We start from the raw sequence: 14,018 nt of genomic DNA on the forward strand, positions 1-14,018 counted from the left end.
TGTATTGAATGAAAACTGAGAACTATATGTTCTCAGTTTTCATTATTTTTGCCATTTTGTTCCATATAAGTTATGGTCGCTTTTCCTAATGTTTTTGCCGCAATTAACATTGAACGCTCGTCTATATCAAACCGAGGGGAGTGGTGTGGATAGACAGTATCCCAGCTCGGATTTCTAGCCCCTGTAAAGAAATAGGTTCCGTTAACATGCTGTAGATAATAAGAAAAATCTTCGCTGCCCATAATAGGTGGGGTTTCTCGAACATTTTTGACACCTGGGATAGTTGCGGCAATTTTTGCCAAAAATTCGGTTTCTATCGGATGATTAACAACAGCCGGATATCCTCGTTTGTAATCAAAAATATAACTGGCATTTGAGCCGATGCATACTCCTTTTAAAATTCTTTCGATTTCTTTCTCTATTAATAGCTGGTTTTTTTCAGAAAAGGTTCTGACGGTTCCTGTAAGTGTGGCAGTATCTGCAATTATATTATGAGCATTTTTTGCTTCAAACGAGCCAATCGAGAGAACCGCAGACTCAAGTGGATCAACCCGCCTACTTACAATTTGTTGGAGATTGATAATTAGTTGTGAGCCTATTACAATCGCATCGTTAGTTAAATGAGGTAGCGCACCGTGCCCGCCTTTGCCTTGTATTTTAATTTCAAATTTATCAGCAGCTGCCATAAACGGCCCACTTCGATATGTAATATCCCCTAATGGCTCAGTTGCCCATAAATGAGTGCCGAAAATAACATCGACGTTATCTAAACAGCCATCGTTAATCATCGCAATCGCTCCACCGGGGGCTAACTCTTCTGCATGTTGATGGATAAAGACAACGCTACCTCGAAGCTCCTCTTTCAAACTGTTTAGTACTTTTGCAAGTACTAGTAGGGTTGCAGTGTGACCGTCATGTCCACATGCATGCATTTTTCCAGGAATTTTCGACTTATAAGGCACATCGTTTTCTTCTTGAATTGGCAGTGCATCAAAATCAGCGCGAAGGGCAACCGTTGGGCCTGGCTTTTTTCCTTTCAGTATTGCAACAACACCATGTTTTCCAACTTCCGAGTGAACTTCGTGTCCAAGATTTTGATGGTATTCTGCGATATATTTCGGTGTCTTGACTTCCTCAAATGAAAGTTCAGGATACTGGTGTAAATAACGCCGAATCTTAACCATTTCGCTATATAAGTAATCCAATCGGTTATATAATAATTCCAAGGTGATCGCCTCCTTGATTCGTCTTTCTTTAATAAGTATATTCTATAGGAATAAATAGTAGTTTCATTATAACAAATTATTATAGAGACGTTAATTTCAATGAATAATAGGATTAACAAGATTTTTAAAAGGAAATGTTGAAAATGTGAACATTATATCGTTCTTTGTAAAAAAAATGTATAATAGAGTACAAAAGTCAAGTAAATCGTAATTAGCTGCCTAAAGTTTATATATTTGTCTGAAATGGAGGTACTATCATGAGAAAGTTTGACGAATTTGATGATGATTATTTTGAAGATGATCTTGATGAAAGTGTAAATAGCAGTAGATATCGATTGAAAAAACGTGGTCGAAGAAAAAATATGTTTTTATTAACGCTTATTATTGTATGTGTTATCGGTGGTTTTTCGGTTATTTATAGTTTGTTTCATGGAACCGGTACAATTGAAGAAGCTGATGAGAAATCTGATCCGCAACAGTTTGAAAATACTAATGATGAAGATCCTTTACTCGAAGAAGACAAAGACCTGTTAGCTCCAGGGATAATCGAAAATGAAAGTGAGGAGCGTTCAGGAAACCTCAATGATAGTCTCGATCATGAGAACATTCAAATTCCTGAAGAAAAAGAAAATTCACCAGAGGATGTCACACAAGCTGATGAAAAAATAATCGAACATACAGTTCAACGAGGCGATTCTTTATATCAACTCTCCATTCACTATTACAAATCACCTCAGTATCAACATTTTTTAGCTGGATTTAATAATTTGAAAAATAGTAATGAACTACAAGTCGGCCAAAGACTAATGATCCCATTTCCACCTGCATTGGAATGGCACACAGAAGAGGTTGGGGATCGTGTTATAGCCTCAACAGATGATTCAACAAATGATTCTACAGATGATGCGATAATTAATTCAATAGACGAGGCAACAAACGGTTTTCCTGTTCATATCGTTCAAGCAGGAGACACCCTTTATAGTATTTCTGTTAAATACTATAATTCAGCTAAATACCAAAATATAATAGCTGAACATAATGAATTACATAATCCTGAAGCTTTAACAGTTGGTCTTCAACTAGAAATTCCAGCAGTATCTACTGGTGATTAAATAACATATGACTTTTGAGGAGGAGTTAATTTGGATATAAATCATTCAGAAAAAGTTGTTACCTTTAAAATGGGAGCAGAGTATTTTGGTATCTCGATATTTAGAGTGATGTCCATTGAAAAAACGGAACATATTACGAGAATGCCAGATCTTCCTCAACATATAAAAGGGATACTAAATCTTCGTGGTGATATAATCCCAATTATTGATCTTCGCCAATTTATGCTGAAAACTATACCAAATGAGTATGACTCTAATCGGATCATTGTCGTCAAGGTTGATAATACTCTTGCGGGACTAATTGTTGATGAAGCTACAGAGGTTCTAGATATCCCAAATGAAAATGTTCAAGGTATTTCTTTAGCAGGCTCTGATTTAAATCGTTTCATGAAGGTTGCAAAAGTAAATGATAAGTTAGTTATGATTTTGGATATTGAAGCTTTAGTTAAAGAAAGTGATATAGCAAATGCAATAAATGAAGTGAAAGGTATCCTAAATGAGTAATATAAAAAGGGGTCAGACACTCTGATAAAACAGAGATAGTCAGACCCTTTTTTATACTTTTTGTCTTTATACTTTTCCTAACAGAGAGCCAAATTGCTTTAGTAACGGGCTTACTTGTTTCACAGTATTTGAAACCTGACCGACTGTTGTTAGCATTTTATTAAAGTCAAAATTCCCGTTTTTATCATAGAAATAGGAAAGAAAGGAGTTCAAAGGTGGTTGGGCTGGCTTATAGTTGTATCCCCATAAAGGGAAGGGCGGTGGTATTGGAAATTGGGACATTGCGTTATTTTCGTGTTTCCCAAACAACGCTGTGTATTGATTTTTACTAGGGCTTATTCCAAAATACATCAAATGATTTAGATAGTTTCCACCTGTATCTGTAATAAAGGGCTGGCTATAATTAAACATAGGATCACTATAAGGACTCCAACCGAAAGGATTTTGTCGATAATAAGGATAAGACATAACGAAATACCCCCTGTTATCATGAATAGGAATATTTTTATTGATTTATTTTATGTTACAGTTTTATAGAGGGTGTTTAAGAATATAAATGTTTCGTTCCATTATTCAGAAATTTTCCTGTTGTTATATATGAATCTGCTATTTTTAAACTATGATAAAAATTATTCGCGGTTATTGTCAAAAATTAGTAAAAAAGTACTAAATAATATTTGACAATTTTGTGAACATATGAGAAGTTTTAGTAGAAAAGATATTTTGTAGTATTTGTGGGAAAAGGCGGGAACGTTTAAGATGGTAAGTAATTTACTTAATAATATATTATTTATTCTTGCACCCATTCTTTTGTTTCAGCATTATTGGTCAGAAAACAAAAAGAGAGATAAAAAGGTAATAGTATCAATTGTACTGTTAGCAAGCGTATCGATTGTTTTATGTATGACCTTCCCATTTCAAGCAGCCAATGGTTGGTATTTTGATCTTCGCCATGTTCCGTTAGTTATTTTAACACTATATGGTGGATATCAGCTTGGGATTTTTCCTTTTCTAACGATCATCATTTATCGGTTTTTAATTGGAGGAGATGGGGTTTTTGTCGCTTTAATTACCCAGTCAGTATTTTTTATAGCTGTGGTTAGTGTATCTCCTTTTTTTAATGTACAACGAAGTAAAACAAAATTATACATTTTAACGGGAATTGCCACTATACTAATTTCATTTACGATATTTATGTCATTTATATTTATTGAAGATGTAAACGGATTTTCTATAACGTTGATTCTTCCATATATTTTAATTCAAGGAATTACTGCTTGGATTGCTACAGTCTTAATCGAACTTATTCGTAACAGAGATATAATGAAGCAAGAAATAACAAAATCGGATAAGTCAAAGCTTGTAAGTGATTTAGCGGCATCAATTTCTCATGAGGTAAGAAATCCTCTTACAGTTACAAAAGGGTTTCTGCAGTTATTACGTGATAACGATTTTACGAAGGATAAAAGAGAGCAGTTCTTTGATTTAGCTATAAAAGAGCTAGAGCATGCCGAAACCATTATAACTGATTATTTAACGTTCGCAAAACCGGATAGTGATCGAAGGCAGATTATTAACGCATATGAGGAGTTAAACAAATCAGTAGAGATTATTAAATCTTATGCTAATATGCGCTCCGTTGCAATTGAAACTGAATTTTTAGATAGAACAAGTTGGGTATTGGGTGAAAGACAAAAGCTACACCAATGCATTATGAACATTTCAAAAAACAGTATTGATGCAATGCCTTCAGGGGGATTGCTGCACGTTAGATTGGAATCTGATGATGATTTTGTAACTATTATCATTAACGATACAGGAATTGGTATGAATACAAAGCAGATTGAACAATTAGGAGTTCCTTATTTTACAACGAAGGAGCATGGGACAGGCTTAGGGATGATGGTTGTTATGAATATAGTAAAGTCAATGAAGGGTAAAATAAAATATATGAGCAAGCCCGGTGAGGGAACAACTGTGCTGCTCACTTTTCCAAAGGTAGAACAGCAGCAAATGAGTAAATTGGATCAAATTCACAGTTTAAGTTCTTCTGAGAAAGCCAGTGATATTTCAATTTAAATTGATTGAAGCACTGGCTTTTTTCTGTTTTGCATCTACTTTTCGTCTGCTAGATCTTTAAATGATTTAACTTTACCGTGGGAGTTTTGTGCCTCTTTTCGTTTTCTAAATTGCCGTTCTTTTTGACCCTTTGATTGTGTCATTATCCATCTCCTTTTTCTGACGTAATGAAACTAACATACACCTATTATTAGGTACTTTTTAATGTTTTATTCCTCAGTTAGCTCCACTGTGATAATTTGATTAGCATGAATCGACATATTGTGCCCATCAGTAGCTACAATATATAAAGTTTTTGTCAATGGATTTATCTTGTTAATGTACCCGACGGTATTTAAATAACGACCTGCCTCATAATACGTAATTTTTAATAAAGAATGCTCAGTATAGGCTAGTTGGAAAATATCGTTCATTACTTCCAATTGCTGTTCATCAATAGTTGGCATTTGTACTCTTTTATCATTATTCCAAAATTCTCTTAGTTGTTGTACGTGTTCTGGAAGCATCATTGCCGTCCATTTTATTGTTCCGCGATCTTTAATCAACAGGTTGCCCTCCTCAAATATTTGGATTCGTACTTATTTGACTATGACTATTATTATATATGAAAAAGCTCTGTGATTAAAGAACATTTGTTCTTGTTTTTTGATTTAGTTAGACTCAGTTTAACCTGGCTATTCGCGCTTTTTGATGTTTGATTGACATTTAGTTCGTACAAGGTAAACTATAAAAGAACAACTAGCCATTAGGGGATAAAAAGATGTTAAAAAATAACGAAAAGAAACAATCGAAAACTCAAATAAAATTATCATCCGTGCAATTAATTGTTTTGTTTTATGCGGCTGCAATATTTGTGTCGACATTGCTAATAAGCTTACCAATCGCACATAAACCAGGAGTTCAGTTAACGTTTATTGACGCTTTGTTTACTGCGGTCAGCGCTATTAGTGTTACTGGATTAACAGTAGTATCTACATCAGATACATTTAGTGTGATTGGTTATTTTATACTAATGTTTATGTTTCAGTTAGGCGGAATTGGAATTATGGCGCTCGGTACATTCGTTTGGCTGATCATGGGAAAAAAGATTGGATTTAAGGGGCGTCAGCTTATAAAAATTGATCAAAATCAATCAACGTTTGCCGGACTTGTTAATTTGATGAGGCAAATTTTGTATTTGATTATTGTGATCGAGTTGTTTGGTGCTGTTATTTTAGGTACATATTTTTTGAAATTTTATCCGACTTGGCAGGAAGCATATTTACATGGTTTATTTGCGTCAATTAGTGCAACCACAAATGCTGGATTTGATATTACGGGGGCATCATTAACAGAATTTGCGAATGACTATTTTGTACAATTTATTAATATGACGCTTATAATATTGGGCGCAATTGGTTTTCCTGTTTTAGTAGAGGTTAAGGAATATTTGACACATAAAGGAAAATATCCATACCATTTTTCATTGTTTACAAAGATCACTACAACAACGTACTTGGCGTTAATTGTTATTGGAACTGCTATTATTTTACTATTCGAATTCAATCATTTTTTTGCCGATAAAACATGGCATGAGGCGTTGTTTTTTTCATTATTTCAATCCGTGACATCACGCAGTGCCGGGTTAGCGACAATGGACATTAATCAGTTTTCAGATTCAACATTATTATTAATCTCAATATTAATGTTCATTGGAGCATCTCCTTCAGGCGTCGGTGGTGGGATTCGCACAACAACGTTTGCAATTATGTGTTTAAGTATTTATTTCTATGCAAAAGGGAGAAATTCGATAAAAGTATTTAACCGTGAAATTGATCCCCAAGATATTACAAGAGCTTTTGTCGTGATTACAACAGCATTTATAATTTGTGGGGCAGCTTTGACAGTATTGTCTCATTTTGAATCTTCTTCATTATTGCAGCTATTATTTGAAGTTGCTTCAGCATTTGGAACTTGCGGGTTATCAATGGGTATCACACATGAATTAACGAGTTTTGGTAAATTGGTAATTACTGCGTTAATGTTTATAGGCAGAATTGGTATTTTCTCATTTTTATTTATTATTCGTGGTCAAGAAAAACAAGAAAAGTTCCATTATCCAACGGAAAAAGTAATCATAGGATAAGTAAGAATAAACGGGCAGAGGTTCAAAGTGAACCTATTGCCCGTTTATTTTACTGCAGTTTTTATTGCTTTTTCTTCTATTCGTTTTTCTATTTTTTCCATTGCTTCTTTGTCTTTTAACAATTGTTCTTTATTTTCAGCTACTAATTCTTTAAAATTTAATTTTCTCATTTACTTTTTAACCGCCTCCTTAAATTCGTTAGCTCAAAACTATGATATCTCACTAATTATAATAATACAATTTTAAATTTTCAGAAAACAGTAGTAAATTGTGACAATTGTGTTAAAAAAGTTCAAAACATATTTTTGTCATGGAAAAGACATTGTGATTTGCTGTTTGTGGGCAAATTATGTGTTTTATTAATGTTTTTAAATCAAGCTATTTCTGAATTAGGAAAAATCTATTATAATTATAGTAGGATAAATTAAATAAAGGGGGTTAGTCCAATGCTTGTTGCACAATTGAAAAGTAAAGGATATGAAGAATATCAAGATGAGCTTGGCTACAAAAAAAAGCTTCCCCTAGGAAAAAATGTTAAGAAAGCTTTAAAAGATTATTTACGTGATTATAAAGGACATGGAGATCGTCCATTATTTCCAGCACCAAAGGTTGGGAAGCAAACAATTAAAGAGTAGTAGCTTTTCAATGGTACCCCAACAAAAAGGTACCATTTTGTTTTTTACATAAATATTTAAAATAGATGTTGACGAAAGGTATATACGGAGTTAAAATTATCTGAAAATATAGATAATTTATTTCGCAAATGAGAGGGATGACAAACATGCAAAATGCGGTTGAGGTAAAACCAGAAGAACAAAAACAAACAAAAAGTGAGGGTCAATCTGTAATTCAATATATTTGTGATCTTTACAATAGTCACCGTTAAAATTTAGTATTTTGTAGGCTCTCTTCTTACATTAGAGGGTCATATTCTTCGGGGAATCTTGAAAGCGTTTTACAAATTGCTGGTACATACTTTTAATTATATCAACTTTTTATTTTGTTAGCATCCCTAATAACAAATGTAACAGAATGTTTTATTTTTTTTGCCTAATTTGTGAATTGATTCACAAGTTTATGGTGAGGAAAAACGCAATATTATACAATTATTACGAATAAAGAATAAAAAGGGATCAAAATGAAAGGTGGCGTACTAACATTATGGCAGGTACTGCAGTACTTTACCGTAATAAGAAGGACGTTGTTGTGTACGAGGATGTCGAAAAGAAAACATTGGAGGAAATAAAAAATCAATGTGGGTGTCATCATTGTACCACTACATTAAATCATAAAAAGGTGGACTTAGGGAACGTAAAAGTTGTTGGTTACAAAGAGGACAAAGTTGACTGGGACTATGGTTATTAATAGAATGAGTTAAAATTAAAAACCTGTGGGTTTTCATGGATAACTACTTAGTTAATCATGAATCTCCACAGGTTTATTTCTAAAGATAAGAATTATATAATTTTGCGCTTTGGAATCCAGCACGAGCGCCCAGCGACTAGTAAACTTCGCTCATCTCATTTGCGATAAGTCAACATCGACTCATCCCTCGTCGTGTTTCCTTAATCTCAGTCGATGCGCTCATATTTTTACGTCGCTAATCAGGGCGCTTGCGCCTTTTTTATTCAATAGTTAATTATTTAAAAAACGTGGGAAAAGAATATTGTTTTCTTTATGAATATGCTCAAACATATCGGATTCAAGTGCTTCAAGACGTTGATATGTTAGAGTATACGTCATACATGCTCCTGCCGGAAGAGTATAATCGTTTGTTAAACTGCGTATTTGCTTTAATAAATCTCCAGCTTTATCATGTTCATTTTCTAATTCAGTAATGGCTGTTGTAACTTTCCCACGTGCTTCCTCAGTAGGATTACTTACATATGCTTTTATAAGCGGGAATATTATTTCATCTTCTTTAATGATATGTTCCATTAATTCCTTACTTAAATCATGAAAATGATGGTAAACATCAGCAAGATGAGGATGGTTCACGCCATGTACACGGTAAATTTTCGTAACAAATTGTCCAAGCTGAGGAAGCTCATCATACAAAAATGCATGATGGGTTTGTGCTACATGATCGATAATATCGTTACTTGACATATCAGACCAATTTGCTGTGTCAGCATTCATCGCTACCATTTTTAAATAAGCAGCATTTAGCTCTTCTATAATTGTCTCTTCATTTAACTTTCTTTCTTGAATCGCTTCCGACAATGGACGATTTCCACCACAACAAAAATCAATTCGTAATTTTTTAAATATATCAGCCGCTTGTGGAAACTTCGTTACGATATCCCCAACGTTCATTGCGCTATTTAATGGTGTATTCATAAGAAAATGCCCCCTTTAATTTGGATATATACAACACTATAAACAAACTATTATCGGTGAGTGGTGATTTAAATCACAGGGGGATAGGAGAAACAATGGAAAAAAATTTTCGAAATTGTCTAAAATAGTCTTTAAAAAGTTTGTGAACAATTGTACAATGAATCATATATAATAAGAGTAGGTCACCATAAGCATTGTGTTTATGTTGTAAACATCAGTGGGGAAGCTGTCGATTTTTTTATATTTTTCCCTATGATTTTTTGTAAAAAATTTCATTACGTTGCTAAGGTGTTTGTAAAGTTTTTATTTCCTTCTATCTTAACTAGTTTTTTAGATTGAAAATTATAAAACAAGATATATTTTACACTATCAAAAATATTTCTTTAGGTAGATAATAGAAGGGAATCCGTCGTAATTTGTCATTCTCGACTAATTATGTGTTTCTTTTGGTTATGAAGAGTAGGCGAAATAAATGTTTTTATTTTTCTTGCTCTGTTATATAACATGCAATTATAAGCTAAAACAAATCAAAAGGGGATTATTGAGAGGAGTGTGTTTCTTTCCTATGCACATCGTTGTTTGTGTAAAACAAGTACCAGACACCAAAATCATCAAAGTCAATCCAAAAACGAACACATTAGATCGCCGGGGAGTACCAGCTATTTTAAATCCTTATGATGGTCATGCTGTTGAGGAGGCCGTACGGATTAAAAAACAGGTTGGTGGAAAAGTAACCGTATTATCAATGGGACCTCCACAGGCTACACAAGTTATTAAGAAGTGTATTGAAATTGGAGCTGATGAGGGTTATTTAATTTCCGATCGCCGTTTTGCCGGAGCGGATACGCTTGCTACTAGTTATGCTTTATATAAAGCTCTTGAAAAAATTTCAAAGGATAATCCGATAGATCTTGTTCTTTGTGGCTTACATGCCATTGATGGAGATACCGGACAAGTTGGACCTGGGATAGCTAGACGATTAGACATTCCACCTGTTACTAAAGTTATTAAAGTTGAAGAAGTAAATGAAGGTGAAAAGTACATTAAAGTACACCGTAAATTAGGGGATGGATATGAAGTGATTCAAGCACAATTACCATGCCTGTTAACTGTTGAGAAAGAAATTAATGAAGTTGCATACTCACCACTTCCTAATATGATTCAAGCAGCAAGATATGAAGCAAACGTGTGGACTGTCGATGATCTTGAAAATGTTGATATTGCACAGCTTGGATTAAAGGGTTCACCTACAGTTGTAGGTAAAATGTGGGCTCCACAACCACCTGAGAAAGCGAAAATTTTAGAAGGTAGTTCTTCTGAACAGGTGAAAGAAATCGTTTCAACTATTCTTTCTGAAAAGAGCGAACTTTTTCAACAATAGGGGGATAAAAAATGATTGAAGAACATAAAGGCGTCTGGGTATTTATCGAGCAAAGGGACGGGGAAATTGCAGGAGTTTCCCTTGAGCTTTTAGGTGCAGGACGTGACTTAGCAAAAAAACTTGATGTACCTCTTGCAGGTATGCTATTAGGTGAAAATGTTAAAGATTTAACAAACATATGCTTTGAGTATGGAGCAGATGAAGTTTATTTAATTGATGATCCAGTTCTTAAAAACTATAGAACAGAACCATACATGCATGGAGTAAGCATGTTAGTTCGAAAATATAAGCCGGAAATCATTCTCTATGGTGCAACTTCAAATGGGAAAGATTTAGCTAGTGCGATTGCCACAGATGTTAGTACAGGTTTAACAGCCGATACAACAATGCTAGATATTGACATGGAAAACCGTTTATTGGAAGCAAGCCGTCCAGCTTTTGGTGGGAATATTATGGCGACCATTCTTTGTAAAAAACATCGTCCACAAATGGCAACTGTGAGACCAAAGGTGATGAAAGCATTACCACGTGAAGAAGGTCGTACTGGTCAAATTATTGAAGAAAAATTAGGAGTAGAAGAAAGTAGTTTACGAACAAAAGTTTTAGAGATTGTTAGAGATACAACGAAGAAGGCAAACCTAGCTGATGCCCATATAATTGTTGCTGGTGGTAAAGGCATGGGAGACGAAAAGAACTTCCAGCTTCTGTATGAATTAGCAGATGTACTTGGTGCAAGTGTCGGTGGAACACGTGATGTTGTTGAAGCGGGCTGGATTGACCACCACCTACAAATTGGTCAAACTGGTGAAACAGTATCGCCTAAAATATACTTTGCGTTTGGAATTTCTGGTGCAATTCAGCATGTTGTTGGAATGAAAAACTCTGAGTTAATTATTGCTGTGAATAAAGATCCAAATGCAGCCATTTTTGACGCTTCCCATTATGGAATTGTTGGAGATGCGTTGGAGATTCTTCCATTGTTAATTCAAGAATTCAAAGCAGCACTAGAAAATGCTGGAGGTGTAGTCGAGCATGTCTGAGAAATTTGATGTAATTGTTGTTGGTGCCGGACCTGCTGGTTCAGCATGTGCGTATACAAGCGCAAAAGCTGGTTTAAAAGTATTATTAATTGAACGCGGTGAATACCCTGGAGCGAAAAATGTAATGGGTGGTATTTTATATCGCAAGCAATTGGAAGATATTATTCCTGAGTTTTGGAAGGATGCACCACTTGAACGACCTATTATTGAACAGCGCGCGTGGTTGATGTCAGAAAAATCATGTGTAACAACAAGTGTGAAAAATGAAGAGTGGGGTGAAGCACCATACAATTGCTTCTCCGTTCTTCGCGCGAAATTCGACCAATGGTTTGCTGAGAAAGCTGTTGAAGCGGGAGCTCTTTTAATAAATGAAACTGTTGTGAATGAGTGTATCGTTGAAAACGGTAAAGTAGTTGGTGTACGTACTGACCGTCCTGATGGTGATGTATATGCTGATGTAGTGGTACTAGCTGACGGTGTAAACTCATTATTAGCAAAGCAGCTTGGGTTCCATAAGGAGCTTCGTCCAGATGAGGTTGCTCTTGCTGTTATGGAGGTAATTAACCTTCCTAAGGATGTCATCAATGATCGTTTCAATGTATCCGATAACCAAGGTGTTGCAATCGAGCTTTTTGGTGATGCTACGAAAGGTAATTTAGGTACCTCATTCATTTATACGAATAAAGAAAGCATTAACATTGGTGTTGGTACGACTTTATCAAGTATGATGAAGGAAAAAATAAAGCCTTATGAGCTTTTAGAATACGTAAAAAACCATCCGATGGTAAAACCATTAATTAAGGATGGGGAGTCGGCTGAATATTTGGCTCACTTAATTCCTGAAGGTGGCTACAATTCTATTCCGAAGCTTCATGGCGATGGCGTTCTTGTCGTAGGGGATGCAGCCCAATTTGTAAATGGTATACATCGTGAAGGGTCAAATATGGCAATGACTTCTGGAAGACTAGCTGCAGAAACAATTGTTGAGGGAAAACAAAGCGGGGACCTTTCAGAAAGAGCATTATCAAAATATAAAGACAAGGTAATGAATAGCTTTATTGGGAAAGACCTTGAAAAGTATAAGGACGCGACTCATACATTTGAAACAAATCCACAATACTTTAAAGAATACATTCCACTTGTAAATAAAGCAGCATCTAGCTTCTTATCTGTTGACGGGACATCTAAACGTGAGAAACAAAAAGATGCAATTAATACAATTAAGGGTAACAAAGGTACACTTGCTGTTGCGAAAGATCTATACCGTGCATGGAAGGTGATGAAATAATGGCTAAAGATGCGAAAACAATCGAAGAAAAACAGTATTTAGTCCGTTATAAAGCCGATTCAAAGTCGCATTTAACGATTTTAGACCATGACATTTGTGCAACAAAATGTCCTGATAAAATTTGTACAGTTTTCTGTCCGGGTGAAGTTTATAAATGGGAAGAAGCAGGCCGGATGTTTGTAGGTTATGAAGGCTGTCATGAATGCGGAAGCTGTCGGATTGGTTGTCCTCACCAAAATATTAAGTGGGAATATCCTAAAGGCGGACATGGAATTATTTTTAGATTAGCATAGTAGTATAGTAGAGAGGCTGTCCAAGTCATAATTAATGGCATTTGGGCAGCTTCTTTTGTATTTAACTCCAGTCCTTAGCCCCTTCCGCTTTTTGTTTATGGCAATCTTATGAACTAGTTTCTGAATGTTTTGTTAAAAATGTAGTAAACTAGTTTACTACCATGTTGAAAGCGCATACAATTAAAATGTCATTAAATTTTATTGCTAGAAACGGGGGACTTTCTATGATCAACCTACCAAATTACCGTGAATTTTATCAAAAAGCATTGATACCAATGAATGAGAATGATAAACATAGTTTTTGCACACAGTATTGCAAGGATGATTGTGATCATTGTATTAAAGCAAATCATTGGCTAGTTGCGCTTGAAGGTTTAGAAGATGCTGACGGAAAATACAAGTGGAGCGTCCTTGTTTATCCAGCGAAGGAGACCGGTGTATTCTGGTCATTGAAGGTACCGTATTTTAAAACTTCCTGTTCACAAACATTGGAAGAGGCTATTGAAGAAGCAAAGGCAATCGAACAAAAAATAGTAAATTCCCTAATGACTGCACAAACAATGATGGTTAATTAAATGAAAAGTCTCTTGTTGTTATTGAACAAGGGACTTTTCACATTGATAATAATGA

Annotated in this window: 17 protein-coding genes; 11 read left to right on the plus strand and 6 right to left on the minus strand. The window is 34.9% G+C overall.

The genetic code is table 11. The features are described 5' to 3' along the window. Positions 1-32: 32 nt before the first annotated feature. Positions 33-1,226 carry a M20 family metallopeptidase gene (locus D612_RS0100455; protein ID WP_017753496.1) on the minus strand — a complete coding sequence of 398 codons (1,194 nt, stop codon included), beginning with the start codon at positions 1,224-1,226 and terminating at the stop codon, positions 33-35. A 257-nt stretch (positions 1,227-1,483) separates the two neighbouring features. On the opposite strand from D612_RS0100455, the gene D612_RS0100460 reads away from it, so the two are divergent. Both D612_RS0100460 and D612_RS0100465 read left to right on the plus strand, forming a co-directional pair. After that, a complete protein-coding gene (locus D612_RS0100460) occupies positions 1,484-2,338 on the plus strand; it encodes a LysM peptidoglycan-binding domain-containing protein (RefSeq protein ID WP_017753497.1) in 855 nt (284 codons plus the stop codon). Between the two features lie 30 nt (positions 2,339-2,368). Further along, the gene (locus D612_RS0100465) at positions 2,369-2,842 is read left to right on the plus strand and encodes a chemotaxis protein CheW (RefSeq protein WP_017753498.1); all 474 of its coding nucleotides are present in this window, start codon (positions 2,369-2,371) and stop codon (positions 2,840-2,842) included. Positions 2,843-2,908: 66 nt separating this feature from the next. On the opposite strand, the gene D612_RS17625 is transcribed toward D612_RS0100465, so the two are convergent. Continuing rightward, positions 2,909-3,310, minus strand: coding sequence for a YppG family protein (locus D612_RS17625; RefSeq protein WP_017753499.1), 402 nt, complete (start codon positions 3,308-3,310; stop codon positions 2,909-2,911). 291 nt (positions 3,311-3,601) lie between these two features. Here D612_RS17625 and D612_RS0100475 point away from each other — a divergent pair, with 291 nt between their 5' ends. Then, the gene (locus D612_RS0100475; RefSeq protein WP_017753500.1) at positions 3,602-4,921 is read left to right on the plus strand and encodes a sensor histidine kinase; all 1,320 of its coding nucleotides are present in this window, start codon (positions 3,602-3,604) and stop codon (positions 4,919-4,921) included. 35 nt (positions 4,922-4,956) lie between these two features. Here the strand turns inward: D612_RS0100475 and D612_RS19865 are convergent, their stop codons facing one another. Both D612_RS19865 and D612_RS18575 read right to left on the minus strand, forming a co-directional pair. Next, a complete protein-coding gene (locus D612_RS19865) occupies positions 4,957-5,064 on the minus strand; it encodes a DUF6254 family protein (RefSeq protein WP_017753501.1) in 108 nt (35 codons plus the stop codon). Between the two features lie 66 nt (positions 5,065-5,130). Further along, on the minus strand, positions 5,131-5,466 hold the full coding sequence (locus D612_RS18575; protein WP_017753502.1) for a YolD-like family protein: 336 nt from the start codon (positions 5,464-5,466) through the stop codon (positions 5,131-5,133). 215 nt (positions 5,467-5,681) lie between these two features. On the opposite strand from D612_RS18575, the gene D612_RS0100490 reads away from it, so the two are divergent. Then, positions 5,682-7,046, plus strand: coding sequence for a TrkH family potassium uptake protein (locus D612_RS0100490; RefSeq protein ID WP_017753503.1), 1,365 nt, complete (start codon positions 5,682-5,684; stop codon positions 7,044-7,046). 44 nt (positions 7,047-7,090) lie between these two features. On the opposite strand, the gene D612_RS18890 is transcribed toward D612_RS0100490, so the two are convergent. Beyond that, entirely contained in the window at positions 7,091-7,216 is a 126-nt protein-coding gene (locus D612_RS18890) for an FbpB family small basic protein (RefSeq protein ID WP_017753504.1), read from the minus strand. Positions 7,217-7,492: 276 nt separating this feature from the next. Here D612_RS18890 and D612_RS0100500 point away from each other — a divergent pair, with 276 nt between their 5' ends. Both D612_RS0100500 and D612_RS0100510 read left to right on the plus strand, forming a co-directional pair. Next, positions 7,493-7,681 carry a hypothetical protein gene (locus D612_RS0100500; protein WP_017753505.1) on the plus strand — a complete coding sequence of 63 codons (189 nt, stop codon included), beginning with the start codon at positions 7,493-7,495 and terminating at the stop codon, positions 7,679-7,681. A 526-nt stretch (positions 7,682-8,207) separates the two neighbouring features. Beyond that, positions 8,208-8,411: a hypothetical protein gene (locus D612_RS0100510; RefSeq protein ID WP_017753507.1), complete on the plus strand. Its 204-nt coding sequence runs from the start codon at positions 8,208-8,210 to the stop codon at positions 8,409-8,411. A 270-nt stretch (positions 8,412-8,681) separates the two neighbouring features. Here D612_RS0100510 and ric read toward each other — a convergent pair whose 3' ends face one another. Continuing rightward, on the minus strand, positions 8,682-9,386 hold the full coding sequence (ric, locus tag D612_RS0100515) for an iron-sulfur cluster repair di-iron protein (protein WP_017753508.1): 705 nt from the start codon (positions 9,384-9,386) through the stop codon (positions 8,682-8,684). Positions 9,387-9,951: 565 nt separating this feature from the next. On the opposite strand from ric, the gene D612_RS0100520 reads away from it, so the two are divergent. The 5 genes from D612_RS0100520 to D612_RS0100540 all read left to right on the plus strand — a co-directional run bounded on the left by D612_RS0100520 (position 9,952) and on the right by D612_RS0100540 (position 13,963). Further along, a complete protein-coding gene (locus D612_RS0100520; RefSeq protein ID WP_017753509.1) occupies positions 9,952-10,767 on the plus strand; it encodes an electron transfer flavoprotein subunit beta/FixA family protein in 816 nt (271 codons plus the stop codon). Between the two features lie 11 nt (positions 10,768-10,778). Next, on the plus strand, positions 10,779-11,807 hold the full coding sequence (locus tag D612_RS0100525) for an electron transfer flavoprotein subunit alpha/FixB family protein (protein WP_017753510.1): 1,029 nt from the start codon (positions 10,779-10,781) through the stop codon (positions 11,805-11,807). Then, a complete protein-coding gene (locus tag D612_RS0100530) occupies positions 11,800-13,095 on the plus strand; it encodes an FAD-dependent oxidoreductase (protein WP_017753511.1) in 1,296 nt (431 codons plus the stop codon). The genes D612_RS0100525 and D612_RS0100530 overlap by 8 nt, the downstream gene beginning before the upstream one ends. Further along, entirely contained in the window at positions 13,077-13,388 is a 312-nt protein-coding gene (locus tag D612_RS0100535) for a ferredoxin family protein (protein WP_026092376.1), read from the plus strand. The genes D612_RS0100530 and D612_RS0100535 overlap by 19 nt, the downstream gene beginning before the upstream one ends. 224 nt (positions 13,389-13,612) lie before the next feature. After that, positions 13,613-13,963 carry a hypothetical protein gene (locus tag D612_RS0100540; protein WP_017753513.1) on the plus strand — a complete coding sequence of 117 codons (351 nt, stop codon included), beginning with the start codon at positions 13,613-13,615 and terminating at the stop codon, positions 13,961-13,963. Positions 13,964-14,018 lie beyond the last annotated feature (55 nt).

The sequence above is a fragment of the Calidifontibacillus oryziterrae genome (genome assembly GCF_000331575.1).
GTDB lineage: Bacteria > Bacillota > Bacilli > Bacillales > Bacillaceae_J > Calidifontibacillus_A > Calidifontibacillus_A oryziterrae.

Coding starts and splice junctions, on each gene's coding strand:
- D612_RS17625 (WP_017753499.1), bottom strand. CDS start 3,310: ATGTCTTATCCTTATTATCGACAAAATCCTTTCGGTTGGAGTCCTTAT.
- D612_RS0100530 (WP_017753511.1), top strand. CDS start 11,800: ATGTCTGAGAAATTTGATGTAATTGTTGTTGGTGCCGGACCTGCTGGT.
- D612_RS0100500 (WP_017753505.1), top strand. CDS start 7,493: ATGCTTGTTGCACAATTGAAAAGTAAAGGATATGAAGAATATCAAGAT.
- D612_RS0100525 (WP_017753510.1), top strand. CDS start 10,779: ATGATTGAAGAACATAAAGGCGTCTGGGTATTTATCGAGCAAAGGGAC.
- D612_RS0100475 (WP_017753500.1), top strand. CDS start 3,602: ATGGTAAGTAATTTACTTAATAATATATTATTTATTCTTGCACCCATT.
- ric (WP_017753508.1), bottom strand. CDS start 9,386: ATGAATACACCATTAAATAGCGCAATGAACGTTGGGGATATCGTAACG.
- D612_RS0100540 (WP_017753513.1), top strand. CDS start 13,613: ATGATCAACCTACCAAATTACCGTGAATTTTATCAAAAAGCATTGATA.
- D612_RS0100510 (WP_017753507.1), top strand. CDS start 8,208: ATGGCAGGTACTGCAGTACTTTACCGTAATAAGAAGGACGTTGTTGTG.
- D612_RS0100535 (WP_026092376.1), top strand. CDS start 13,077: ATGGAAGGTGATGAAATAATGGCTAAAGATGCGAAAACAATCGAAGAA.
- D612_RS0100520 (WP_017753509.1), top strand. CDS start 9,952: ATGCACATCGTTGTTTGTGTAAAACAAGTACCAGACACCAAAATCATC.
- D612_RS0100460 (WP_017753497.1), top strand. CDS start 1,484: ATGAGAAAGTTTGACGAATTTGATGATGATTATTTTGAAGATGATCTT.
- D612_RS19865 (WP_017753501.1), bottom strand. CDS start 5,064: ATGACACAATCAAAGGGTCAAAAAGAACGGCAATTTAGAAAACGAAAA.
- D612_RS0100490 (WP_017753503.1), top strand. CDS start 5,682: ATGTTAAAAAATAACGAAAAGAAACAATCGAAAACTCAAATAAAATTA.
- D612_RS18890 (WP_017753504.1), bottom strand. CDS start 7,216: ATGAGAAAATTAAATTTTAAAGAATTAGTAGCTGAAAATAAAGAACAA.